22 protein-coding genes are annotated in these 25,310 nt (G+C 67.1%); 16 read left to right on the forward strand and 6 right to left on the reverse strand.

The window, feature by feature from the left end; translation table 11 throughout:
* The first annotated feature begins 7 nt into the window (after positions 1-7).
* From CX676_RS08705 to pta, 4 genes are read left to right on the forward strand one after another with little or no spacing between them, the layout of a single operon-like run.
* On the forward strand, positions 8-1,399 hold the full coding sequence (locus tag CX676_RS08705) for an NAD(P)/FAD-dependent oxidoreductase (RefSeq protein ID WP_101752263.1): 1,392 nt from the start codon (positions 8-10) through the stop codon (positions 1,397-1,399).
* 12 nt (positions 1,400-1,411) lie between these two features.
* Positions 1,412-3,193 carry a sulfoacetaldehyde acetyltransferase gene (gene xsc, locus CX676_RS08710; RefSeq protein WP_101752264.1) on the forward strand — a complete coding sequence of 594 codons (1,782 nt, stop codon included), beginning with the start codon at positions 1,412-1,414 and terminating at the stop codon, positions 3,191-3,193.
* 58 nt (positions 3,194-3,251) lie between these two features.
* Entirely contained in the window at positions 3,252-4,274 is a 1,023-nt protein-coding gene (locus CX676_RS08715; RefSeq protein ID WP_232816628.1) for a YeiH family protein, read from the forward strand.
* Between the two features lie 44 nt (positions 4,275-4,318).
* Complete coding sequence (gene pta, locus CX676_RS08720) at positions 4,319-5,308, forward strand: phosphate acetyltransferase (protein WP_101752265.1); 990 nt, start codon at positions 4,319-4,321, stop codon at positions 5,306-5,308.
* On the opposite strand, the gene CX676_RS08725 is transcribed toward pta, so the two are convergent.
* Entirely contained in the window at positions 5,281-5,754 is a 474-nt protein-coding gene (locus tag CX676_RS08725) for an Lrp/AsnC family transcriptional regulator (RefSeq protein ID WP_101752266.1), read from the reverse strand. The two genes, pta and CX676_RS08725, sit on opposite strands and share 28 nt — an antisense overlap.
* A gap of 333 nt (positions 5,755-6,087) precedes the next feature.
* Between CX676_RS08725 and CX676_RS08730 the strand changes: the two genes are divergently transcribed.
* From CX676_RS08730 to CX676_RS08750, 5 genes are all read left to right on the forward strand, one after another.
* Positions 6,088-7,170 (forward strand): sulfate ABC transporter substrate-binding protein, encoded by a 1,083-nt coding sequence (locus CX676_RS08730; protein WP_101752267.1) that lies wholly within the window; start codon positions 6,088-6,090, stop codon positions 7,168-7,170.
* A gap of 8 nt (positions 7,171-7,178) precedes the next feature.
* A complete protein-coding gene (cysT, locus tag CX676_RS08735) occupies positions 7,179-8,015 on the forward strand; it encodes a sulfate ABC transporter permease subunit CysT (RefSeq protein WP_101752268.1) in 837 nt (278 codons plus the stop codon).
* Positions 8,008-8,871, forward strand: coding sequence for a sulfate ABC transporter permease subunit CysW (gene cysW / locus CX676_RS08740; RefSeq protein ID WP_101752269.1), 864 nt, complete (start codon positions 8,008-8,010; stop codon positions 8,869-8,871). The genes cysT and cysW overlap by 8 nt, the downstream gene beginning before the upstream one ends.
* Positions 8,872-8,893: 22 nt before the next feature.
* Positions 8,894-9,613 (forward strand): sulfate/molybdate ABC transporter ATP-binding protein, encoded by a 720-nt coding sequence (locus CX676_RS08745; protein ID WP_101752270.1) that lies wholly within the window; start codon positions 8,894-8,896, stop codon positions 9,611-9,613.
* Positions 9,614-9,738: 125 nt separating this feature from the next.
* On the forward strand, positions 9,739-10,413 hold the full coding sequence (locus CX676_RS08750) for a FadR/GntR family transcriptional regulator (RefSeq protein WP_101752271.1): 675 nt from the start codon (positions 9,739-9,741) through the stop codon (positions 10,411-10,413).
* Between the two features lie 6 nt (positions 10,414-10,419).
* Here the strand turns inward: CX676_RS08750 and CX676_RS08755 are convergent, their stop codons facing one another.
* A complete protein-coding gene (locus tag CX676_RS08755) occupies positions 10,420-11,355 on the reverse strand; it encodes a LysR family transcriptional regulator (RefSeq protein WP_101752272.1) in 936 nt (311 codons plus the stop codon).
* Positions 11,356-11,515: 160 nt separating this feature from the next.
* On the opposite strand from CX676_RS08755, the gene CX676_RS08760 reads away from it, so the two are divergent.
* From CX676_RS08760 to CX676_RS08780, 5 genes are all read left to right on the forward strand, one after another.
* Entirely contained in the window at positions 11,516-12,877 is a 1,362-nt protein-coding gene (locus CX676_RS08760) for an aspartate aminotransferase family protein (protein WP_198590341.1), read from the forward strand.
* 24 nt (positions 12,878-12,901) lie between these two features.
* Positions 12,902-13,951 (forward strand): histone deacetylase family protein, encoded by a 1,050-nt coding sequence (locus CX676_RS08765; RefSeq protein ID WP_101752273.1) that lies wholly within the window; start codon positions 12,902-12,904, stop codon positions 13,949-13,951.
* A 100-nt stretch (positions 13,952-14,051) separates the two neighbouring features.
* Positions 14,052-14,648: an ImuA family protein gene (locus CX676_RS08770; protein ID WP_101752274.1), complete on the forward strand. Its 597-nt coding sequence runs from the start codon at positions 14,052-14,054 to the stop codon at positions 14,646-14,648.
* Positions 14,563-16,041 (forward strand): Y-family DNA polymerase, encoded by a 1,479-nt coding sequence (locus CX676_RS08775; protein ID WP_101752275.1) that lies wholly within the window; start codon positions 14,563-14,565, stop codon positions 16,039-16,041. Before CX676_RS08770 ends, CX676_RS08775 begins: the two co-directional genes overlap by 86 nt.
* Positions 16,038-19,421, forward strand: coding sequence for an error-prone DNA polymerase (locus CX676_RS08780; protein ID WP_101752276.1), 3,384 nt, complete (start codon positions 16,038-16,040; stop codon positions 19,419-19,421). Before CX676_RS08775 ends, CX676_RS08780 begins: the two co-directional genes overlap by 4 nt.
* Positions 19,422-19,425: 4 nt before the next feature.
* Here the strand turns inward: CX676_RS08780 and CX676_RS08785 are convergent, their stop codons facing one another.
* On the reverse strand, positions 19,426-21,369 hold the full coding sequence (locus CX676_RS08785; protein WP_101752277.1) for a DUF2207 domain-containing protein: 1,944 nt from the start codon (positions 21,367-21,369) through the stop codon (positions 19,426-19,428).
* 2 nt (positions 21,370-21,371) lie between these two features.
* Positions 21,372-21,932 (reverse strand): LemA family protein, encoded by a 561-nt coding sequence (locus CX676_RS08790; protein ID WP_101752278.1) that lies wholly within the window; start codon positions 21,930-21,932, stop codon positions 21,372-21,374.
* Between the two features lie 213 nt (positions 21,933-22,145).
* On the opposite strand from CX676_RS08790, the gene CX676_RS08795 reads away from it, so the two are divergent.
* Positions 22,146-22,538 carry a RidA family protein gene (locus CX676_RS08795; protein ID WP_101752279.1) on the forward strand — a complete coding sequence of 131 codons (393 nt, stop codon included), beginning with the start codon at positions 22,146-22,148 and terminating at the stop codon, positions 22,536-22,538.
* Entirely contained in the window at positions 22,535-23,314 is a 780-nt protein-coding gene (nagB, locus tag CX676_RS08800; RefSeq protein WP_101752280.1) for a glucosamine-6-phosphate deaminase, read from the forward strand. Before CX676_RS08795 ends, nagB begins: the two co-directional genes overlap by 4 nt.
* Here the strand turns inward: nagB and CX676_RS08805 are convergent.
* Both CX676_RS08805 and CX676_RS08810 read right to left on the reverse strand, forming a co-directional pair.
* Complete coding sequence (locus tag CX676_RS08805; protein WP_101752281.1) at positions 23,284-24,030, reverse strand: copper homeostasis protein CutC; 747 nt, start codon at positions 24,028-24,030, stop codon at positions 23,284-23,286. The two genes, nagB and CX676_RS08805, sit on opposite strands and share 31 nt — an antisense overlap.
* A complete protein-coding gene (locus CX676_RS08810) occupies positions 24,027-25,307 on the reverse strand; it encodes an MFS transporter (protein ID WP_157935889.1) in 1,281 nt (426 codons plus the stop codon). The genes CX676_RS08805 and CX676_RS08810 overlap by 4 nt, the downstream gene beginning before the upstream one ends.
* Between the last annotated feature and the right edge of the window lie 3 nt (positions 25,308-25,310).

The following is a 25,310-nucleotide window of genomic DNA, read 5'->3' on the forward strand; positions in this document are numbered from 1 at the left end:
GCCCGCCATGAACGCGATGAACAGACGCCCCGGATCATCCCCCTACGATCCTCTCTATGACCCGATGACCGCGCCCTCGCTGGGTCCGCAGAGCGACTATGCCCCCACCTACTGGATCGGCACCGCCGGTCCCGCCCCCGAGGCCGATGGCCCGGTCCGCGGCGACATGGACGTGGATGTCGCGGTGATCGGCTCGGGCTATACCGGCCTCTCGACTGCGATCCACCTGGCCAAGATGCACGGCATCAAGGCCGTGGTGCTCGAGGCCAATGGCGTCGCCTTCGGCTGCTCGACCCGCAATGGCGGCCAGGCGCAGATCAGTTCCGGCCGGCTGAAGCGCAGCCAATGGATCGCCCGCTGGGGTCTCGACGTGGCGCAGGGCCTTCATGCCGAGATCACCGAGGCGTTCGACCTGTTCCGTGGCCTGATCCGCGATCATGCCATCGACTGCGAGCCGCAGGACGGCGGGCATTACTACATCGCTCACAAGGCCTCGGCCATGCCGGCGCTGGACAGCGAAACGCGCCTGTTGAACGACACCTTCGGCTATGGCGCGCGGATGATGTCCCGTGACGAGTTGCACAACACCGTCGCCCGCGACATGGAGGCGCACGGCGCCATGTGGGAGCCTGATGGCACCGGCATCCATGCCGCGAAACTGGCCTTCGGCTACCTGCGCATCGCCCGCGAACTGGGCGCCAAGGTTCATACCGACAGCCCTGTGACGGGATGGCAGCTGAAGAACGGCATCCACCACCTGCGCACCCCGGGCGGCACGGTCCGCGCCCGCCGCGTGGCTGTGGCGACCGCCGCCTATGCGCCCCGCAGCCTGCATCCGCGGCTGAAGGACCGGCTGATGCCGATCATGTCGAACAGCGTGGTGACCCGCGTGCTGACGCCTGCCGAGCTTGACTCGGTCGGCATCCGGAAGCTCTCGCCGCTGACCGATACGCGCACCCTGCGCCATTACTATAGGCTTCTGCCCGACAACCGCCTGCAGATCGGTTCGCGCGCTGCCATCACCGGTCGCGACGCCGCCAACCCGGCGCATCTCGCGGCGCTGCGCGAGGGCATGGCCCGCAAGTTCCCCGCCCTGCGCGGGATCGAGCTGGACTACAGCTGGTGGGGCTGGGTCGATGTCAGCCATGACATGATGCCCCGCATCACCGGCCTGCCCGACCTGCCCGGCGCCTTCTACGCGCTCGGCTATGGCGGCAATGGCGTCATGTATTCCGCCATGGCCGGTCGCCGCATGGCCCAGCTGGTCGCCGGCGAACAGGTGCCGGACCTGCCGATCTTCAATTCCGAATTGCCGCATGAGGGCTGGAAGACGCCCTTCCGACGGCTTGGCCAATGGGGCCTCTACCACCTCTACCATTATCGCGACGAACGCAAATAAGGAGCGACACCGATGAAAATGACCACTGAAGAAGCCTTCGTCAAAGTCCTGCAGATGCACGGCATCGAGCATGCCTTCGGCATCATCGGGTCGGCGATGATGCCCGTCTCGGACCTCTTCCCCAAGGCCGGGATCACCTTCTGGGACTGCGCGCATGAAACCAATGCCGGGCTGATGGCCGATGGCTTCACCCGCTCGACCGGCAAGATGTCGATGGCCATCGCACAGAACGGCCCCGGCGTCACCGGCTTTGTCACCCCGATCAAGACCGCCTACTGGAACCACACGCCGCTGCTGCTGGTGACCCCGCAGGCCGCCAACAAGACCATCGGCCAGGGCGGTTTCCAGGAGATGGAGCAGATGCGGCTGTTTGCCGACAGCGTCTGCTATCAGGAGGAAGTGCGCGACGCCTCGCGCATCCCCGAGGTGCTGAACCGCGTCATCATGCAGGCCTGGCGCAACTCGGCCCCGGCGCAGATGAACATCCCGCGCGACATGTGGACGCAAGTCATCGACGTGGACCTGCCGCAGGTCGTGGCCTTCGAACGCCCCTCGGGCGGCGAGGAGGCGGTGGCCGAAGCCGCCAAGCTGCTGAGCGAAGCGAAGTTCCCGGTGATCCTCTCGGGCGCGGGCGTGGTTCTGTCCGGCGCGATCCCGGATCTGGCGAAACTGGCCGAGCGTCTGGATGCCCCGGTCGCCTCGAACTACCAGCACAATGACAGTTTCCCCGGCTCGCATCCGCTGGCTGTTGGCCCCCTCGGCTACAATGGCTCGAAGGCGGCGATGGAGCTGATCGCCAAGGCCGATGTGGTTCTGGCGCTTGGCACCCGCTTGAACCCGTTCTCGACCCTGCCCGGCTATGGCATCGATTATTGGCCGAAAGAGGCCAAGATCATCCAGGTCGATATCAATGCCGACCGGATCGGGCTGACCAAGAAGGTCACCGTGGGCATCCAGGGCGATGCGGCCAAGGTCGCGCGTGGCATTCTGGCGCAGCTTTCGCCGGGTGCCGGAGATGCCGGCCGGGCTGATCGCAAGACGCTGATCAGCCAGACAAAATCGCGTTGGGCGCAGGAGCTGTCGAGCCTCGATCACGAGCAGGACGATCCCGGCACCGAATGGAATGCCGAGGCCCGCACCCGTGATGCCGGGCTGATGTCGCCGCGTCAGGCGTGGCGGGCGATCATGCAGGCGGTGCCGGCCGAGGCGATCGTGTCGTCGGATATCGGCAATAACTGCGCCATCGGCAATGCCTATCCCGCCTTCGAGAAGGGCCGGAAATACCTTGCGCCGGGCCTCTTCGGTCCCTGCGGCTATGGCTTCCCCTCGATCCTCGGCGCCAAGATCGGCAATCCGGAGACCCCGGTGATCGGCTTTGCCGGTGACGGCGCCTTCGGCATCTCGATGAACGAGATGACCGCCTGTGGCCGCGACGACTGGCCGGCGATCACCATGGTGATCTTCCGCAACTACCAGTGGGGCGCGGAAAAGCGCAACACGACGCTGTGGTATTCGAACAACTTCGTCGGCACCGAACTGGACCGCGATACCTCCTATGCCGGCATCGCCCGGGCCTGCGGGGTCCACGGCGTTCAGGTCAGCTCGACCGAGGAACTGACCCATGCGCTGCACGAGGCGGTTGATCGCCAGATGAAGTCGGGCGAAACCACCTTCATCGAGGTTCTGCTGAACCAGGAACTGGGCGAGCCCTTCCGCCGCGATGCGATGAAGAAGCCCGTCAGTGTCGCCGGGATCAGCGCCAGCGACATGCGCCCGCAAAAAGGCGCGGCCTGACCAAGCCTCTGCCCGGCGGCGCACCTGCCGCCGGGCAATGATCCTGCAGGAGATTTCCATGGCCAGCATCGACATGCGTCTGCCGAAGATCGAGACCCTCAAGCCCTTCTTTCCCGGCTTTGCCATCTCGGTGCTCGTCGCCGTCAGCGCGCAATTCCTGTCCGAGCATTACGGCGCCCCGGCCATGCTGCTGGCGCTGCTCTTGGGGCTGGCGCTGAACTTCCTCGCCGAAGAGGGCACCCGTACCGCGCCGGGGATCGAGTTCACCGCCCGCACCGTGCTGCGCCTTGGCGTGGCGCTGTTGGGCGCGCGGATCAGCGTCGAGATGCTGGCCGAACTGGGCGGCCCGGCCATTGCGCTGGTCATCGCCGGGGTGGTGCTGACCATCGGCTTCGCGCTTCTGGTGACGCGCTTCGTCGGGCGCAGCTGGCGCTTCGCGCTCTTGACCGGCGGCTCGGTGGCGATCTGCGGTGCCTCGGCCGCCATGGCCATCGCCGCCGTGCTGCCCAAGCACGAGAAATCCGAACGCGACCTGGTCTTCACCGTGCTCTCGGTCACCGTGCTCTCGACCGTCGCCATGGTGCTTTACCCGATGATCGCGCAGGTCTTTCATCTGGATGACCGCGATGCCGGGGTGTTCCTCGGCGGTACCATCCATGACGTGGCGCAGGTGGTCGGCGCGGGCTTCTCGATCAGCCCCGAGGCTGGCGAGACCGCCACGCTGGTCAAGCTGATCCGGGTGTCGATGCTGGCGCCGGTGGTGCTGTGCTTCTCGCTGGCCATCCGGCAGATGGGTCTGGCCGATCTCAGCCAGGGCAAGAAACCGCCGCTGCTGCCGGGCTTCGTCATCGGCTTCCTGGTGCTGGCGGCGGCCAATTCCTTCGGCCTGATCCCGCAGGTGGTGGCCGATGCCGCCGGTGCGCTCAGCCGTTGGGCGCTGCTCATTGCCATCGCGGCCGTTGGCATCAAGACCTCGCTGGCGCGGATGCTCGAGGTCGGCACCGGCGCGATCCTGCTGCTGGTCGCCGAAACCATCTTCCTTGGCGGCTTCGTCGTCACCGGCCTGCATTTCCTCGGCTGACGCCGCCGCCCCCAGATTGGCCCCTTCCTTGAAAGGCCCCTGCCATGAAACCGCTCGACCGCATCTTCGAGACCGCCCGCAGCGCGCCGCGCCACATCATCCTGCCCGAGGGCGATGATCCCCGCGTCGCCGAAGCCGCCGCCCGGCTGGTCTCTGAAGGGCTGGCGCAGATCACGCTGATGAACGGCCCCGACCTGCCCGGCGTCACCGCGCTGAACCCGTCCGAAGCCCCTGATCTCGTGGAGCTTTCCGAGCACTGGCACCAGCAGCGCGCGAAGAAGGGCATGACCGCCGAACGCGCGCTGGCCGAGATGCGCGACCCGATCCGTCAGGCGGCAATGCGGGTGCACCTGGGTCAGGCCGATGGCACCGTTGGCGGCGCCGTGGCGACCACCGCTGACACCGTCCGCGCCGCCCTGCAAGTGATCGGCCGCGCGCCCGATGCGGCGCTGGTCTCGAGCTTTTTCCTGATGCTCTCCTGCGGCCCCTCGGCCCCGATCAAGGGCGGGATGATCTTCGCCGATTGCGGGCTGATCATCGATCCAGATGCGAAAGAACTCGCCGGAATCGCCCGCTCGGCAGCTGCATCCTGCCAGCAGTTGCTGGGCGAAACGCCGCGGGTTGCCCTGCTCAGCTTTTCCACCGCCGGCTCTGCCGATCATCACAGCCTTGGCAAGATCCGCGAGGCACTTGCCCTGATCCGCGCCGCCGATCCCGATCTCGAGGTCGATGGCGAGTTGCAGTTCGACGCCGCGCTGGACGATGCGATCCGCGCGAAAAAGGCGCCGGGCAGCCGGCTCTCGGGCCGTCCGAACGTGTTCATCTTCCCCGATCTCGCCTCGGGCAATATCGGCTACAAGATCGCCCAACGCCTCGGCGGGCTGACGGCCATCGGCCCGATCCTGCAGGGCCTCGCCCGCCCCGCCAATGACCTGTCGCGCGGCGCCTCGGTCGAGGACATCATCGCCGCCACGGCCGTCACCGCCGCACAGGTCGCCCCTGCGCCTCAGCGATTGAGCGTGTCGACCGGATAGGCGGTGGTGAACTTCATCCGCTCCATGGCGAAATGCGATGTGACGTTCTTCAGCACCACCGCATCGGTCAACCGCTTGTAAAGCCCGTCGAAGGCCGACATGTCCGAGATCGCGACGCGCAGCAGATAATCCATCTCGCCGGCCATGCGATAGACCTCCATGATCTCCGGGATCGCAGCCACCGCGCGCCCGAAAGCCTCGCGCCACTCGGCCGAGTGGTCCGCCGCCTCGATGCCGACGAAAACCGTCAGCCCGAAGCCCAGCTTGGCCGGATCGGCCAGCGCCACCCGCCCGGTCAGGATGCCGGCGCTTTCCAGCTTCTGGATGCGCTTCCAGCAGGGCGTCTGCGACAGACCGGCCTTGTCGGCGATCTGGGCGATCGGCAGGGTGGCATCGTTCATCAGCTCGGTGACGATCTTGCGGTCGATCAGGTCCAGGTCTGTCATCGCAGTCGCAGCCTTTCCGGGGCACTCGGTTGCGATGCAGAGGATGCACCATTCGAATAAAATGTCTATCAAATTTATCGTCTATCTTGGCGTGCCCGAAGTTCGGCCTTGTTTCAACGCGATATTTTTGCGCATCGCCTGCCCGTCAATCGACCACCCGGCCCGTTCGATGGAGAAGGATCTTCTCTTTTCACGACCAAATTAGCCGTGAATTTTCTGTTGCAATACTCGACTTCTCCTGTCGTTATTACGGTGAATAGAGGCGGAGGACAGCAGACCTGCGCCGCACCCAACACCCGGCTGCACCCATCGCAGTCACCCAAGGAGAAGTTCATGTTCGTCACGCCCCCCCTTGCCGGCCCCCCCTCCGCGCAAGAGCCGATCGCCGCAGCCCGTCGCCTCACCGTCCTGACCGGCGGCAGCAGCCTGCGCGGCACCTTGTCGGCGCTGGCCCTCGCCCTGATCGGTCTCGGCGCTGCCCCCGCCCCGGTCCATGCTGAAACTCTGCTGAATGTCAGCTATGACCCGACCCGCGAGCTGTATCGCGAGTTCAACGAGGTCTTTGCGAAATGGTGGACCGATCAGGGCAACGAGGCGCCGACCATCGAGGCCAGCCATGGCGGCTCGGGCGCGCAGGCCCGCGCGGTGATCGACGGGCTGGATGCGCAGGTGGTGACGCTGGCCCTGGCCTCGGACATCGACAAGATCGCCGAGGCGGGCAAGCTGCCGGCGGACTGGCAATCGAAGCTGCCGCACAACTCGTCGCCCTATACCTCAACCATCGTTTTTCTGGTGCGCGAGGGTAATCCGAAGGGCCTCACCGACTGGGGCGATCTGGTCAACGAGGGCGTCGAGGTCATCACCCCCAATCCGAAAACCTCGGGCGGGGCGCGCTGGAACTATCTCGCGGCCTGGGCCTGGGCCGAGAAGAACGGGCAGGACCCGCAGGAGTTCGTCGGCAAACTGTTCAAGAACGTGCCGGTGCTGGACAGCGGCGCGCGCGGTTCGACCACGACCTTCGCGCAGCGTGGTATCGGTGACGTGCTGCTGGCCTGGGAGAACGAGGCCTATCTGGCGCTGAAGGAACTGGGCGAGGATCAGTTCGACATCATCGTGCCCTCGGTCAGCGTGCTGGCCGAGCCGCCGGTGGCGCTGGTGGAAGGCAACATCAAGAACGACGAGCAGCGCAAGCTGGCCGACGGCTATCTGAACTTCCTCTATTCGCCCGAGGGGCAGGCGCTGGCCTACAAGCATTTCTACCGGGCCTGGGACGATTCCGCCGCCAACCCCGAGGACGTGGCACGTTTCCCCAAGCTGGAACTGGTCGGCATCGACCATTTCGGCGGCTGGTCCAAGGCGCAGCCCGAGCATTTCGGTGACGGCGGCATCTTTGACCAGATCTATGTGCCGAAGTGAGACCCGGGATGCGCAGCCCCCTGATCCACCGCTCCCCCATGCCCGGCCTTGGCCTCAGCATGGGGATCACCCTGATGATGCTGTCCCTGGTCGTGCTTCTGCCCATCGGCGCCCTTCTGCTGAAGGGCGCCGCCTTCGGCGCCGGCAATATCTGGGAGACGGTGAATCGCGAACGTATCTGGGCGGCGCTGTTCCTGTCCTTCCGGCTGTCCTTCTTCGCGGCGCTGTTCAATCTGGTCTTCGGCGTGATGCTGGCCTGGGTGCTGGTGCGCTATCGCTTTCCGGGCCGACGCATCCTCGACGCGGCGGTTGACCTGCCCTTCGCCCTGCCGACCGCCGTCGCCGGGATTGCCCTGACCGCGCTTTACGCCCCGAACGGGCCTTTCGGTTCGCTGGCGGCAGCGGTCGGCTGGAAGATCGCCTATACGCAATGGGGCATCTTCATTGCGCTGATCTTCGTCGGCCTGCCCTTCGTCAGCCGCACGGTCCAGCCGGTGGTCGAAGAGATCGAGCGCGAGGTGGAAGAAGCCTCGGCCACGCTCGGCGCCAGCCGCTTCCACACCCTGCGCCGGGTGATCCTGCCGATGCTGATGCCCGCCGCGCTGACCGGCTTCGCGCTCTCACTGGCCCGCGCCGTGGGCGAATATGGCAGCGTCATCTTCATCGCCGGGAACATCCCGCTGAAGACCGAGATCGCGCCCCTGCTGATCGTCATCCAGCTTGAGGAATTCAACTATGACGCCGCCACGGCCATCGGCATCGCCATGCTGCTGATCAGCTTCGCGATCCTTCTGGTCATCAACCTCATCCAGGTCTGGAGCCGCCGGAGGATTGGCTATGTCTGATGCAACCACGAGCAAGTTCCGTTCTGCCACCGAGGAAGCCCCGCTGGCCCGTTGGGCCCTGATCGGCCTTGCCGTGCTGGGCCTCGGCATCCTTGTTGCTGCGCCGCTGATCGCGGTCTTCGCCGAGGCGCTGGCGCAAGGATGGAAGGCCGCCATCGCAAGTCTTGGCAACCGCGATGCGCAATCGGCGATCCGGCTGACGCTGATGATCGCCGCCATCGCCGTGCCGTTGAACGCGGCCTTCGGAATCGCCGCTGCATGGTTCATCACCAAGTTCGATTTTCGTGGAAAAGCCTTCCTCATCACCTTGATCGATCTACCCTTTTCGGTCTCTCCGGTGGTCGCGGGCCTCTGCATCGTGCTGATGTTCGGGACCAACAGCCTGGTCGGCGGCTGGCTGGTCGCCAACGGCTATCCCATCGTCTTCGCCCTGCCCGGCATCGTGCTGGCGACCATGTTCATCACCTTCCCCTTCGTCGCCCGCGAGTTGATCCCGGTGATGATCGAACAGGGCCGCGCCGAAGAGGAAGCCGCGCTGACCCTTGGCGCCTCGGGCTGGCGGACCTTCTGGACCGTCACCCTGCCGAATATCCGGTGGGCGCTGCTTTACGGGGTGCTTCTGTGTAACGCCCGCGCCATGGGTGAGTTCGGCGCCGTCGCCGTCGTTTCGGGCAAGATCCGCGGCCAGACCGCGACCATGCCGATCACCATCGAGATGCTCTACAACGAATATCTCTCGGTCGCGGCCTTCAGCATGGCCGCCGTCCTGACCCTTCTCGCCCTTGTCACCCTCTTGCTGAAAACCGCGCTGGAGATCCGCCATGCCGATCAGCTTGCCTCAACCCGCCGTCACTAAGGACGCCATCAGGGACATCATCATGGATATCGAAATCGACGAAATCTCGAAGGAGTTCGGCCGGTCGACGGCGCTTCATCCGGTCTCGCTGGCCATCCCCTCGGGGGCGCTGGTGGCGCTGCTGGGGCCTTCGGGCTCGGGCAAGACCACGCTCTTGCGCATCCTCGGCGGGCTGGAATTTCCGACCTCGGGGCGGGTGCTGTTCAACGGGCAGGACGCCACCGGCCTGACCGTGCAGGACCGCCGCGCGGGCTTCGTGTTCCAGTCCTATGCGCTCTTCCGGCACATGACCGTGTTCGAGAACATCGCCTATGGCCTGAAGGCCCGCCCCCGCGCCAGCCGCCCGCCCAAGGCCGAGATCACCCGGCGGGTGACGAAGCTTCTGGACCTGATCCAGCTGCCGGAGATCGGCCACCGCTATCCCAGCCAACTGTCCGGTGGCCAGCGCCAGCGCGTCGCACTGGCCCGCGCGCTGGCGATCGAGCCGCGGATGCTGCTTCTGGATGAACCCTTCGGCGCCCTGGATGCCAAGGTCCGCAAGGAGCTGCGTCAGGGCCTGCGCGACATTCATGACGAGACCGGACTGACCACGGTTTTCGTGACCCATGATCAGGAAGAGGCGATGGAACTGGCCGATCTCGTGGTGGTCATGTCGATGGGCCGGATCGAGCAGATCGGCAAGCCGCAGGACATTCGTGCCCGCCCGGCTTCGGCCTTCGTGCGGGACTTCGTCAGCGCGTGACGAACGGAACGGGCCAGTCCTAACGCAGCGGCTGTGCCCTGCCCGAAGCACAGCCGCTGGCTTTTGATGGATTTCTGTTGTTATCCTCGCGGGGTAGATCCAACGACCTGTTTAGCCATCACCCCATGCCCGCACTTCGCGACGACATCTCGGACCTGATCGAAACCCTGCGCCCGCTGCTGAGGAAGGCTGCCGAGAAGGATGGCGGCCGCCTGCCGCCCGAGCGCAGCATGGCCGAACTGCTGGACGTGCCGCGCCGCCGACTGCGGCTGGCGCTGGACGAATTGCAGCATCAGGGCGCGGTCTTCCGCCGCCACGGTCAGGGCACCTTCGTCACCCCGGCCCCCCATCCCGACAAGGACCGTCATCGGCTGCTGGCCGGGCGGGTCAGCCTTGATCAGCTGATGGACGTGCGCCTGCAGCTTGAACCGCGTCTGGCGCAGCTGGCCGCGATCCATGCCGACCGTGACGACCTGGTGCAGCTCGAGGCGCTGATGCGCCGCACCCGCGAGGCGCGCGACCCGGCGGAGTATGACCGCGCCGACGAGGTGTTCCATTATCGCATCGCCGAACTGTCGCAGAACCCGCTGTTCCTCGAAATCTATGACCTCGTGCGGGGGATGCGCCGCGAGGCCGGCTGGCGCGAACGCCGGGTCAAGACCAACGTGCCCGAGATGATCGGCGAACTGGGCGCGCAGCACCAGAAGATCTTCGAGGCGATTGCCAGCAATGACCCCGACGCCGCCGGCGATGCGGTGCGCCGTCACATGATCTTCGTCGCCTCGGCCGTGGCGACCTGACGGGCCTCAGCCGCCGGCGCCGCGAAACTCGGCCAGGATCATGCCGTGCAGGATGCCGGCCCCGATGCCCAGAGGCCGCGCCTTGCGGTGGATCAGCGAGCAGCTGTTTACCATCCGGGCGCCATCGACCGACAGTTCGCGGATATCGCCATTCGCCACCCATGTCCGGGCGAAGGCGAGGGGCATCAGCCCCAGGTAGCGCGAGGACAGGACCAGGAACATCCGTGCCAGGATGGTCGGCGCGCGCGCGGTGATCGACAGGCCACTGACAAAATCCGAATAACCCTCCTCCTGCGTCACCTCGGCCGCAACAAAGCCGTGTCCGCGCAGATCATCAGGCGACAGTCTCTCGCCGGCGCGGGCAAACAGCGGATGATCCCTGCCGCAGAAGATCCCCATGCGCTCGTCAAAGACCGGGACGGCGGCCAGCGCCTCGCTGTGCCGGCTCAGCGCGGTCAGGCCCAGGTCGGCCGAGCCTTCCAGCACCGCGGCACAGACATGATCGGGCGAGGTGGTGCGCAGGTTCAGCTTCACCCCGGGAAAGCGGTCGCTGATCCGGGCGATGGCGCGGGCCAAGGGATCGCCGAACTCGTACAGAAAGCTGTCATCGCAGAAGAACGAGATCTCGTCCTCCAGCTTCTGGGTGGCCGCGCCGATGAAATCGTTGAAGCGCCCGATCTCGTCCAGAAGCTGCAGGGCGGCGGAATGGACCATCTGCCCCTGCTCGGTCAGCCGGAAGCCCGAACGCCCGCGCTCGCAGAGCCGCATCGCCAGCCGTTCCTCCAGCCGCCCCAGCGTCAGGCTGATCGCCGACTTGCCCTTGCCGAGGCGCGCCTGCGCCGCGGTCAGCCCGCCCGCCTCGACGATCTCGACGAATTCGCGCAGGCTGGCGATGTCGGTGTTTGACAGATTGCCCCGAAAGGCCCGGCCAAGCGGCTGCATCTGCGGCTTCCTTGCGCTTTGGTTTGAGAATCGTCAAACTTTGGTCAAGCACAGAGATACCCACCCGCGCAAGCAGGGGCTTTACCGGACTGCGACAGAATGGCACGCCGGAAACAGGTCTATCCCCCGAGACATGCTGAGGATGCTTGAGATGAACGAGATGAACAATTTCGGCGACACCCCCGAAGCCCGTGACATCGCCCACCATTTCCACGGCTACACCAATGCCCGCCGGCATCAGGAAATCGGCCCGATGATCATCGAGCGCGGCGAGGGCATCCATGTCTTCGACAATGCCGGCAAGCGTTACATCGAGGGCATGTCCGGGCTGTGGAGCGTGGGCGTCGGCTTCAACGAGCCGCGCCTGTTGAAGGCGCTCAGCGATCAGGCGGCGAAGCTGCCTTATTATCACAATTTCGGCCACAAGAGCCACGGCCCCGCGATCGATCTGGCCGATCAGCTGGTCGAGATCGCGCCGGTGCCGATGAGCAAGGTGTTCTTCACCAATTCGGGTTCCGAGGCGAATGACACCGTCTTGAAGATGGTCTGGTATCGCGCCAATGCGCTTGGCAAGCCGGGCAAGCGCAAGGTCATCTCGCGCCATCGCGGCTATCACGGCGTCACCATTGCCGCGGCCAGCCTGACCGGCCTGCCCTATAACCACCGCTCCTTCGATCTGCCGCTGCCGGGCATCTTCCACACCATGGCACCGCATTACTGGAAGGACGGCCGCGACGGCGAAAGCGAGGAACAGTTCGCCACCCGCTGCGCCGAGGAACTCGAGGCGCTGATCCAGCGCGAGGGCGCCGATACCATCGCCGCCTTCTGGGCCGAGCCGGTGATGGGCGCGGGCGGTGTCGTGGTGCCGCCGAAGACCTATTTCGAGAAGATCCAGGCGGTGCTGGCGAAGCACGACATCCTCTTCGTCGCCGACGAGGTCATCTGCGGCTTTGGCCGGACCGGCGAGATGTTCGGCTCGACCACCTATGACATCCGCCCCGACGTGATGGTGCTGTCCAAGCAGATCACCTCGAGCTACGTGCCCTTCTCGGCCATCGTGATGAATGATCGCTTCTTCGATCCCATCGCCGATGAAAGCAACAGCATCGGCACCTTCGGCCATGGCTATACCGGCGGCGGCCATCCCCTTGGTGCGGCGGTGGCGCTGGAAAACCTCGCTGTCATCCGCGAGCGCGGGCTGGTCGAGAATGCCCGCGAGGTCGGCGCCCATCTGCGCGCCCGGCTGGCAACGCTGGCCGACAGCCCGCTGGTTGGCGAGGTGCGCGGCGTCGGCCTGATCGCGGCGATGGAACTGGTGAATGACAAAGCCACGAAATCGGTCACGACCGTCAGCCAGCTGGGCGGCATGATGAACGTGGCGATGCAGCGGAACGGGCTGATCTCGCGCAACATGGGCGATACCGTGGCCTTCTGCCCGCCGCTGATCCTGACCAAGGCGCAGGCCGACGAGATCTTCGAGATCACGGCCAAATCGCTGCGCGAGGTCGAAGCGGCAGTCTGACGCCGCAACCGGGAAAGGCCGCAGATGCGCGCATTCTATCACCCCGATCAGGCGCTGCATGATCCGCAGCAGTTCATGCGCTTCGGCCGCATCTCCAAGGCGACCGATGTGCCGGCGCGGACCAGCGAGCTCTTGAGGGCGCTGGACCGGCTGGGGGTGATACCGGAGGCGCCTCAGGATTACAGCCGCGCGCTCCTCGAGGCGGTTCATGCGCCGCATTATCTCGACTACCTGCAATCGGCCTATGCGCGCTGGACCGACCTGCCCGATCACGGGCCGGAGGTATTGCCCAACACCTTCCCCTATTGGAGCGGTGATCCGGGGCGCGAGGCGCGGCCGCCCTGCCCGTCGGGCCACCTGCTGGCCCAGACCGGCTATTATCTGGGTGATCTGGCCGTGCCGGTCGGTCCGCAGACCTGGACTTCGGCGCTGCGATCCGCCCATACCGCCACGGCGGGCGCCGATGCGCTGATCCAGGGCGAGCGGCTGGCCTATGCGCTTTGCCGTCCGTCCGGGCATCATTGCCGCGCCGACCGGGCCTCGGGCTTCTGCTATCTGAACAATGCGGCCATCGCCGCCGAACGCCTGCGCGGGGCCTTCGGCAAGGTCGCGGTTCTGGACATCGACGCCCATCACGGCGACGGCACGCAGGAGATCTTCTATCGCCGGGGCGACGTGCTGACCGTCTCGACCCATGTCGATCCCGACCAGTATTACCCCTATTTCACCGGGCGCGGGAACGAGACCGGCCATGGCGCGGGCGCGGGCTTCAACCTGAACATCCCGCTGCCGCCCGCCAGTGGCGATGACGCCTTCCTTGCCGCCACGGCGCAGGGCGTCGAGGCCGTCCGGCGCTTTGGCGCAGAGGCGCTGGTCGTGGCGCTTGGCTATGACACCCATGTCGAGGACCCGCTGAGCATGGTCCATGTCACCACCCCCGCCTTCCGTGCGGCGGGCGAGATCATCGGCAGCTTGGACATGCCGATCCTCGTGGTGCAGGAAGGCGGCTATCAGGTTTCGGTCATCGGCGATTGCCTTGAAGGTTTTCTGACTGGCGTGCAGGCGCAGGGCTGAGGCGAACCACGAAAGCGTCATCGCCGCGACCGGAACGACTCGTTGCCGGATCGGAATGTTCTGCTATTGTTCCCATTCACCCTGTCAGAACCCGCCGCCCATGTCCGCGCCGCTGCCCGCATCCCTGCCCTTTCCCCTGCTTGCCGGCCGCGTGCATGAAGCCAGCGGGCCGGGCGCGGCCGGTTTTGCCATCCTCGCCTGCGCGCAGGTGCCGGGTCCGCTGCTCTGGATCAGCGAGGACTGGCAGACGGCCCGGCTGGATCCCGCCGGGCTGGCAAGCTTCACCGATCCGGGCCGGCTGCTCTTGGCCGATACGGCGAACCAGACCGACACGCTGGCCATTGCCGAGGAGGCGCTGAAGGATGGCGCGGTCGCGCTGGTCGTGGCCGAGATGACCCGGCCGCTGAACCTGCGCGAGGGGCGGCGGCTGCAATTGGCCGCCAAGGCGGGCGGTGCCACCGGGCTGTGCCTGATCCCCGAGGGCATGGGCAGCAATGCCGCCGAGACGCGCTGGCAGTGCAGCCCGGTTTTCGATCCCGGACGCAGCGCCGACTCGACTCTGATGCAATGGGAGATTATCAAGAACAAAAAGGGAACATTAGGAATCTGGCATGTTCGATGGGACGCAGCGGCGCATCGTCTCGATGTGGTTTCCCCGGTTGGCCTCCGACCGGGCGCTGCGGCTTTGCGCGGTTGATGCCCCCTTCGCGCTGACCCTGCGACAGGCCAATACCGAGCGTCTCTATGACCTGAACTGGCAGGCCGAGGCGCAGGGGCTGAGCCGCTTCATGCCCTTTGCCGAGGCCCGCGCCTTCTGCCCGGCGCTGCAGACCCGGCCGGCCGATCCGTCGGGGGATCTGCGCTTTCTGGCCGGGCTTCGTCGATGGGCGCTGCGCTATTGCCCCTGGGTCGGGCTGGAGGGCGAGGACGGGCTGGTGCTGGACATCACCGGCGCGGCGCACCTCATCGGCGGCGAGGAGCCGCTGCTGGACGACATGCGCGCCCGGCTGGACCGCGCCGGGATCGGGGTGCGGCTGGGGCTGGCCGACAGCCGCGGCGCGGCCTGGGCGCTGGCGCATCATGGTCAGGGTGTCGCAGCCCCCGGCGCCACGGCGGCGGCGCTGGACGGCCTGCCGGTCGCCGCCCTGCGGATCGATCCAGAGACCACCACCGCCCTGCAGCGCCTTGGCCTGCCGACCATCGGCGCGCTGGCCCGCGCCCCCCGCGCGCCCCTGGCCCGCCGCTTTGGCCAGGACCTGCTGACCCGGCTGGATCAGGCCATGGGTCACCAGCCCGAGGCGATCACCCCATGGTCCGACCCACCCCATTTCGCCACCCGCCTGACCCTGCCCGAGCCGATCGGGCTGACCGCCGATGTGATGGCCGGGCTGGACCGGCTGTTGCAGGCGCTCTGCGTCAAGCTGAAGGCCCATGAGGCCGGGGCGCGGGCGCTGAGCCTGACCCTGCGCCGGGTTGACCAGAACAGCCAGGTCCTGCCCTTGCGGCTGGCGGTGGCGATGCGTGATCCGGCGCGGATCCTGCCCCTCTTCGCCCGCATGGTCGAGGGCGTCGATGCGGGCTTCGGCATCGATCAGCTGCGGCTGGCGGCCACGCTGGTCGAACCCCTGCCCTTGCAGCAGATCGGCGACAGCCGGGCAGCCCAGCCCGAGCAGCTGGACAACCTGCTGACCCGCATTGGCACCCGCATCGGGCTGGACCAGATCCGCCGCTTCCAGCCGCTGGACAGCCATATCCCCGAGCGCAGCTTTCGGCTGGTGCCGGCGACCGAGGCGCCGGCCTGCCGCGACTGGTCCGCGCCGCGCCCTCGCCCCTTGCGCCTGTTCCCGCCCGAACCCGTCACCGCCCGTGGCACTACCCCGCCCGAGCGGTTCCGCTGGCGGCGGATGCAATTGACCACCGGCCGCGCCACCGGCCCGGAACGGATCGCGCCGGAATGGTGGGGCGATGATCAGGACTGGCGTTCTGGCATCCGCGATTACTGGCGGGTCGAGACGAAACAGGGGCGGCGGCTGTGGATGTTCCATACCCCGCAGCGCCCCGGCTGGTTCGTGCAGGGAGAGTTTTCGTGACCCCTCCACCTGCCCCTCCTGATGCACCGCCCGCCGGACAGCCCGCCCCGCCCGAGCCGGCCTATGCCGAGCTTGGCGTCACCTCGAATTTCACCTTCCTGACCGGCGCCTCGCATCCCGAGGAACTGGTGCTGCGCGCGGCGGAGCTGGGGCTGAAAGCCATCGCCATCACCGATCGGAACTCGCTGGCCGGCGTGGTCCGGGCCTGGTCTGCGCTGCGCAATCTGGCCGAGAAAAGCGGCGAGGCGCTGCGCATCCGCTCGACCACCAGCTATGACCCCAGCGCCCGGCAAGAGGTCGGGGCGGCGCGAGACCTGCCGGGGCCGGCCGAGACCAAGCTGCCGCGACTGATCGTCGGCGCACGTCTGGTGTTGCAGGATGGCCCGCTCGACTGGCTCGCCCTGCCGATGGACCGCCCGGCCTATGCCCGGCTGTCGCGGCTCTTGACGCTTGGCAAGCGCCGGACCGGCAAGGCCGATTGCCACCTGACGCTCACTGATCTGGAACAGGGCTGCCAGGGGATGATCCTGATCGCCCTGCCGCCCGCCGATCTGCCCCTTGCCGACCTGTCCGAGGCGCTGGCGCCGCTGCAGCGGCTTGGTCGGCGCTATCCCCGCAATGTCTTTCTGGGCGCGGCGCCGCGCTATGACGGCTCGGATCAGGACTGGTTCGATGCCTGCGCCCGGCTGGCGCTTGGCGCGGCGACGCCGATGGTGGCGGTGGGCGATGTGCTGATGCACCGCGCCGCCCGCCGCCCGCTGGCCGATGTGCTGACCTGCATGCGCCACCACATCACCATCGACCAGATCGGCACCCGCGCGCTGATGAATGCCGAGCGCCGGCTGAAAACCCCGGCCGAGATGGCGCGGCTTTACCACCGCCACCCCGGCGCGATCCGCCGCACGCTCGAGATCGCCGCCCGCTGCAGCTTTGATCTCGGCGAACTCAGCTATGACTATCCCGACGAGGCCGAGGGGGACGAACCCCCGCAGGCGCGGCTGGAGCGGCTGGTCCACGAAGGGCTGCGCCATCGCAATCCGGGCGGCGTGGTGCCCGAGCGTCACCGGCAACTGGCCGAGAAGGAACTGACGCTGGTGGCCGAGATGACCTATGCCCCCTATTTCCTGACCGTCCATGACATCGTGACCCATGCCCGGTCGCAGGGCATCCTGTGCCAGGGGCGCGGCTCGGCGGCCAATTCGATCATCTGCTGGGCGCTTGGCATCACCGATGTCAGCCCCGACCTGATCCATATGGTCTTCGAACGCTTCATCTCGCGCCATCGCGGCGAGCCGCCCGATATCGATGTCGATTTCGAGCATGAGCGCCGCGAGGAGGTGATCCAGTGGATCTATCAGAAATACAGCCGCGACCGCGCCGGGCTTTGCGCCACGGTGATCCATTTCCGCTCGCGCGCGGCGATCCGCGAGGTGGGCAAGGTCATGGGCCTGTCGCAGGACGTGACCGCCAGCCTGTCGGGACTGATCTGGGGCATCTCGAACAGCGGCGCCGATCCCGAACAGATCCGCGCCCTCGGCCTGAACCCCGAGGATCGCCGGCTGGCCCAGACCGTCACCCTGATCCGCGAGATCATCGGCTTTCCGCGCCATCTCAGCCAGCATGTCGGCGGCTTCGTCATCACCCGTGGCCGGCTGGACGAACTCTGCCCGATCGAGAATGCGGCCATGGCCGATCGGACCTGCATCGAATGGAACAAGGACGATATCGACGCGCTGCACATCCTCAAGGTCGATGTGCTGAGCCTCGGGATGCTGACCTGCATCCGCAAGGCCTTTGGCCTCTTGGGCCAGCATGAGGGGATCGAGCACAACTTGGCCAGCGTGCCTCAGGGCGACAAGTCGACTTATGACATGCTGTGCCGGGCCGATGCGGTGGGAGTGTTCCAGGTCGAAAGCCGGGCGCAGATGAATTTCCTGCCACGGATGCTGCCGCGCGAATTCTATGACCTGGTGATCGAGGTCGCCATCGTCCGGCCCGGCCCGATTCAGGGCGGCATGGTCAAGCCCTATATCCGCCGCCGTCAGGGGCTGGAGGTGGCCGAGCCCTTTGGCCCGGCGCTGGAAGAAATCACCCGCCGCACCCTCGGCGTGCCGCTGTTTCAGGAACAGGCCATGCGCATCGCCGAGGTCGGTGCCGGCTATACGGCGGAAGAGGCCGACAAGCTGCGCCGCTCGCTGGCCTCGTTCCGGCGCATGGGCACGATCGGCGAGCATCGGGACAAGTTCATCGCCGGCATGATCGCCAATGGCTACAGCCCCGAGGTGGCGGAACGCTGTTTCGGCCAGATCGAGGGCTTTGCCGATTACGGCTTTCCCGAAAGCCATGCTGCCGCCTTCGCCATGCTGACCTATGTGTCGTCATGGCTGAAATGCCATCACCCGGCGATCTTTGCCTGCGCCCTTCTGAACAGCCAGCCGATGGGCTTCTATGCCCCGGCCCAGATCGTGCGCGACGCGCGCGAGCATGATGTCGAGGTCCGCCCCGCCTGCGTCGATCACAGCCATTGGGACAACATGCTGGAACGCCGCGCCGACGGGCAGTTGTCGCTGCGGCTGGGGTTCCGCCAGATCAAGGGCTTCCGCGAGGCCGATGCCGACCGGATCGTGGCGATGCGCGGCAATGGCTATCCCGACCCGGAAACCCTGTGGCTGAGGACCGGCCTGCAGCCCGCCGCGCTGAAACGGCTGGCCGAGGCCGATGCCTTCTCGGGCATGGGGCTCAGCCGGCGCGACGCGCTCTGGGCGGTGCAGGCGATCCGGGCGCCGGCGCCGCTGCCGCTGTTCGCCGATCCGATCGATGGCGAGGGGCTGGCCGAGCCGCAGGTGGCGCTGCCAACGATGCATCTGGGCGAGGAGGTGGTCGAGGATTACGTGGCCACCCGCCTGACGCTGCGCGCCCATCCGATGGAGCTGCTGCGCGCCTCGATCCCCGGCCTGACGCCCCATGCCGGGCTGATGACCGCGACCGGGCGGATCTCGGTCTGCGGCCTCGTCATCACCCGCCAGCGTCCCGGCACCGCCTCGGGCGTGGTCTTCCTGACGCTCGAGGACGAGACCGGGGTGTCGAACATCGTCGTCTGGCGACGGGTCTTCGACCGTCACCGCCGCGAGGTCATGGATGGCCGCCTGCTGCGCATCACCGGCAAGATCGAGCGCAGCGGCATCGTCACCCATCTGATCGCCGAGCGGATCGAGGATCTGTCGCACCGTCTGGCCGATCTGGGCCATCCGCTGGACCACCTGATCGGCATCACCGCCCCCCGCGCCGATGACACGCCGCGCCCGCCGCGCCACCGCCCCCGGGCGCATCACCCCCGGGACCAGGCCAAGAAGCTGTTCCCCAGCCGGGATTTCCACTGACGCCCTACCAGCCGCCCCCACCGCCACCCCCGCCGCCACCGCCGGACGAGCCGCCCGAGGACCGGCTGGAAGAAGAGGAGGAGCCGGAGGAAAAGCCCGAGGATCTGGAACTGCTGACCGGCAGGGACGAGGTGAGGCTGTCGGCAAGCTGCCGCTCGACGCTCGGGACTCCGCCGGAGGAAGCGCCGCCCTCGTAGAGCCGGGACAGCGACCCGATCTCATCCTCCAGCTGCATCCGCCCGAGGGTCGAACCGGCCACCGGCGCATCACCGACGGCCAGCCAGTCGCGGAACCGATCCACCCAGAGCTGTTCCTGGTCCAGCGCCATGGCGAAGGGCAGGATGCGTTCGAAATGCAGCCGCGACGGGGGCGGCGCATCGGCGAGCCGCAGCCGGTCCTCCTCGGCGATGGCGATGTAATCCCGCAGGCCCGCGATCTCGTCCAGCCGCTTGCGACCGGCGGGCGTCGGGCCGCCAAGGATCGGCAGGAAGACCATGTTCACCAGCACCATCCCGGCCAGCGCCAGCGGCATCAGGAGATCGCCCCCCTGCTTGAAATAGCCAAGCACCACCAGCCCGAGGAAAGGCGACAGCATGAATAGCCCGAAGAACCCGACCGTCCGCGCCGTCTTCCGGCCCTTTCGCCGCGCCACCACCAGCCGCAAGAGGACCGCCGCCAGCAGGGCGAGCAGGCCGAAGGAGATCATCAGCCCGTCGAGCCGTGGCGGCAGTTGCAGAGGGATCAGGATCATCAGGACAAGGGTCAGCGAGAGACCGAGAAAGACCCCGAACCCGGCGCGGCGATAGCTGCCAAGCGCCTTGTATTGCGCCCGCAGGCTATCCCGCACCCCGTCGCGCAGGCTGACGATCTCGCGCCCGTTTTTCCGGTCAAGGCGCAACGTTCCACCCGCCCGGTCCAGCGCCGCGACGACCAGCCGCTGTTCCGGCGGCAGGTCTTTCGGCAGCTCCTGCCCCAGCCGCGCCAGCACCATCGCCTTGCCCTCGCGCGTGACCGAAATCACCCCGCGCGCCGCCATCTCGACCAGCGTCAGCGACAGCGCCTCATCGCCCTCAGGCCGCATCTCGCGCCAGGTGGCGCGGGTCAGCGCGGCCGAGAGGCCTGCCGGCGGCTCCCATCGCGGGACAGTGATATCAGCGCGCGGATCGCGGCCAAAGCCCCACCAGAGCGCGAGATAGGCAAGCCCCAACCCCAGCAGCCCGGCCAGCCCCCAAAGCCCGGGACCGTGATCGCGCCAGAGCCAGTCGATCCGGCGCGCGCGGTCGGGCGGCGGGACCAGCCCGGTCTGGAAGCGCAGCGCGACGGTCAGCCCCTCGCGCGGCTCCAGCGGGCGGGTGGTCTGAAATGTCGTGCTGCGGGCGTCGATCTGCTGCCAGTCCGCGTCCGTTCCCGTCTCACCAAAAGCGCCGGTATAGGCGGCGAGACCGTCGATCCGCGCGCCCTCGGGCAGACGGACCGTGGCGCTCGCCTGATCGATCAGGAACAGCCATTCGGTGCCGGTCGCGTTCCAATAGACCTCGTCATGACCCGGAAAGCGGCGCAGTTGGCGGTCGGTGCGATAGGTCAGGCGATAGACATGTTCGCCGGTCGAGATCAGCTGCTTGGGATCGCCCAGATAGACGCGGATCGCGCGCCCGCCCTCGATGACCCGGCTCATCTCGGGCTGACCATCCCGCTCGGCCGAAATCAGCGTGAACCCCAGCCGCAGGTTGCGCAGCCCGTCGCGCGCGACGATGGGGAAATCGCGATAGATCCCGCGGCTGATCTGGTCGCCCTCGGCGCGCAGGCGGATCGTCTCGGTGACGAGGAAATCGCCGTTCGGCTGAACCTCCACCAGACTGTCGAAAGCGAGGATGCGTTCCTCGGCCCGCGCCGGTTGCGCCGCCAGCATGAGCAGCGCCAGAACCCCCGCGAGAAGAACCCGCAGCATGGTCAGAAGGAAACGCCGGGCACCTGCCGCTCGGTCGGCGAGTCGAGTTCGAAATACTCGGCCAGACCGAAACCGAAACGCGCGGCGACTAGGTTCGAGGGGAAGCTTTGGACCTTGGTGTTCAGCACCCTGACCGCGCCGTTGTAGTAGCGTCGGGCGTGCTGGATATCGCGCTCGATCTCGTCCAGCGAGGCGTGCAGGTCGCGGAAATTCTGGCTGGCCTTCAGATCGGGATAGTTCTCGGCCAAGGCGACTAGCCCAGCCAGCGCGCCCCCCAGCCGGGCCTCGGCGGCGGCTCGTTCGCCGACAGAGCCGTCACTGCCGACGCGCGCGCGGGTCTGTGTTACCTGCTGCAAGACCTCGGTCTCATGCGCGGCATAGCCCTTCACCACCTCGACCAGGTTGGGCACCAGGTTGCTGCGCCGCTTCAGCTGCACATCGATGCCGCTCCAGGCCTCGCCGGTCCGCTGCCGGGCGGCGACCAGACCGTTATAGGCCAGGATAACGTAAAGCCCCGCCCCAGCGATCAGAACCAGCACCACGACCAACCACGACCATCCCATGCAACCACTCCTGTGAAACCACTTACCTCGACCCGGTCTTACAGAAGCTTTGCCGGAAACACGAGCCGAGGCGGGCGGCGCGGCAGGTCTGACCGTGGTCGCTCACAGGCGAGAAAATTGTTTACATGACGTGACGCGGATTCCGCATGAAGGATTGCGAAATTGGCATCACAAGAGTAATCATGAAAACAAATTTCATCAGGATGACCCAACATGACCGATTCCCGCCTGATCCGCTATGACACGGCCGACCTGCAGGCCGGCGGCCAGAAACGCCCCTTCGCCAAGGCCGTGCGCGCCGGGGATTATGTCCATGTCTCGGGCCAGGTGCCGACCGTCGGGGGCGAGGTCGTCACCGGGGGCATCGTCGCCCAGACCGAACAGGTGATCGAGAACATCAAGGCTGTGCTGGCGATGGCCGGCTGCGGGCTCGAGGATGTCATCAAGGTCACCTGCTGGCTGGATGATCCGCGCGACTTCTCCAGCTTCAACGCGGTCTTCGAGAAGCATTTCATCGACAACCCCCCGGCGCGCTCGACCGTGCAGTCGCGGCTGATGGTCGATGCCAAGGTCGAAATCGACGCCATCGCCTGGAAACCGCTGTGAAGGTCCTCATCCACGACGACGCCGAAAGCGCCATCGAGCACACCGCGCAGCTGATCGCCGCGCGGCTGCGGCGCCAGCCCGATGCGGTGCTGGGCCTAGCCACCGGCGGCACGATGGAGGCCGTCTATGCCCGCCTGATCGCCGCGCATCGCGCCGGCGAGGTCAGCTTTGCCAAGGCGCGCTCGTTCAACCTGGATGAATATGTCGGCCTGCCGCCCGATCACCCCATGTCCTACTGGGCCTATATGCGCCAGCATCTCTTTGACCATGTGGACATGGCGCCGGGTGCGGCGGCTCTACCGCGCGGCGATGCGGCCGATCCCGAGACCGAGGCGGCGAGCTATGAAGAGGCCATCGTCGCGGCAGGGGATATCGGGCTGCAATTGCTGGGTCTGGGGGCGAACGGGCATATCGGCTTCAATGAACCGACCTCCAGCCTCGCCTCGCTGACGCGGATCAAGACCCTGACGCGGGGCACGCGCGAGGCCAATGCGCGCTATTTCGACGATCCGGCCGAGGTGCCGCGGCTGGCGATCACCATGGGCATCGGCACCATCCTGCGCGCGGACGAGGTGCTGCTGCTGGCTTACGGCGCGGGCAAGGCCGATGCGGCGGCGGCGATGATCGAAGGCCCGCTGTCGGCCGCCTGCCCCGCCTCGGCGCTGCAGATGCACCGCAAGGCGACCGTGGTGCTGGACCAGGCGGCAGCGGCCAAGCTGGCGCTGCGGGATTATTATCAGGAGGTTCACCCCTCCGGGCGCGACGCGGTGATCTGATCCAGCGCGGCACGCAAGGCACGCACGCGGGCGGCATCGGTCGCCCGTGCGCCGGCGGGCTGGAAGCCGAAGTCTGAAACTTGCGGCAGCTCCGGCAGAGGGCTGGAGACCGAGCAGGAGGCATGGATCTCGGCCAGCGGCAGGCGGCTAGCAAAGAGCGCCGCATTCGCCTCGGATACCCCGCCTCCGGGCATCACCACAATCTCTGGCGCGGCCTCGGCCATGGCCGCCAGACGCTCGATCCCCTCGGCGGCGCTGCGCGCGCCACCCGAGGAGAGCACCCGCCGGATACCTAGATCGCGCAGCAGTTCCATCGCCTCGACCGGATCGGGCGCAAGGTCGATGGCGCGGTGCAGGGTGATGTCCAGCCCCTCGGCGGCCTTCACCAGCTCCGCCAGTTGCGCACCATCCAGTCGACCGTCGGGACGCGATGCGCCAATGACCACGCCCGCGAGCCCGGCGGCGCGGACTGCATCGATTTCGACCTTCATCGCCTCGACCTCGCCCTTCGACCAGACGAAATCACCGGCGCGCGGGCGGATCATCGCCATTGCGGGCAGACCCGCCTGCGCCGCCAGCGCCATCAGCCCTACCGAGGGGGTCAGCCCGCCCAGCCCCAGCGCCGCGCAAAGTTCGATCCGGTCGGCGCCGCCTTCCGCCGCCGCCGCGATCCCCGCCGCGTCATCGACGCAGACCTCCAGCCGAATGCGGCTCATCGCGCCCCCCGTTCCAGTTTGAAAAGCAGCCCGGCCCCGGCCAGACCGGCCAGCCCGCTGAGCAGCGCGGCGGCGGGATAGCCCTGAACCGCCGTGCCAAGCGCAAAGATCGCCGCACCGATGGCACCGGCGATGAACACGTTCACCGCGATCAGCGAGGCCGAGAGGCCAGGCCGGTCGGCGATCAGGTCAAGCAGATAGGAGATCGGGATCGAGATGATCCCCGCCGCCCCCACCCCGGCCAGAAGGCTCGCCGCAAAGACATGGCCCGACGTCTGCGCCACGGCGATGCCCGCGAGATAGCCCATGTAGATCACCGTCGAGATCGCCAGCGCCGTGGTCAGCCGCAGATAGCGCAGCGCCCAGGTCCAGAGGAACATGAACCCCACCTCCAGCGCCGCGACCATGCCGACGGCAAAGCCCACATCCTCGGGCGTGCCATTGGCCTGCCCCACGACGATCAGCGGCAGCACCGCGCCGTTCACATGCAGGACCTGCGTGATCAGCGCCACGCCGAGGATCGAGGCAAGCAGCCGCGGCTGCAGCACCTGCGCCAGATCACCCAGCACCGAAACCGGCAGACGCGGCTGTGCCGGGCGGTCGCTGCGCCCGGCGCTGGGGGCCACGCGCGAGGTGCCGGTGCCGCCCTGCGGTTGCCGCTCGGGCCTCGTATCGGTGGGCGGCGGCGCGTCGGGTTCCAGCCAGAGCGTGATGGTGGCCAGACAGGCGGCGGCCAGCACCGCCGCGATCAGCCAGGCGGCGATCATGCTGGGCTGCCCGGCCAGCATCAGCCCCACCGCCCCCGGCACCAGCACCCAGGACAGCGAGATCGCCATGCGCATCAGTGCATTGACGATGCGGGTCTCCTCGGGGTCAAAGCGCGCGGACTGGGCGCGGACATTGCCGAAAAGCATGGAATTGGTGGCATGAAACAGCGCCAGCGGGCCGATCATCGCCAGCGCAAAGACCCAAGGCCCGGGCAGCGCCCAGATCATGCCATAGCCGATGATGCCGAAGGCCGAGGTCAGGATCAGCGGCTTGCGATAGCTGTGAAAGCGGTCCGACAGCGCGCCGATGGCGATGGCCATGGCGACATTGGTGATCGAGGCGGCAAAGGCGATGGCGGCATATTGGCTGTCGCTCAACCCCAGTTCGCGGATGCCGAGCACGGATTGATAGGGCGAGGTCGCCGCCCCGGCAAAGCCATAGAGAAAGATCGCCGCCGCCGAGGCGCGCACGACCCGGTGACGGCGCAGGATGGCAAGCCAGGGTCCCATGCG

The organism is Paracoccus zhejiangensis, assembly GCF_002847445.1.
In the GTDB taxonomy this organism is placed as follows: domain Bacteria; phylum Pseudomonadota; class Alphaproteobacteria; order Rhodobacterales; family Rhodobacteraceae; genus Paracoccus; species Paracoccus zhejiangensis.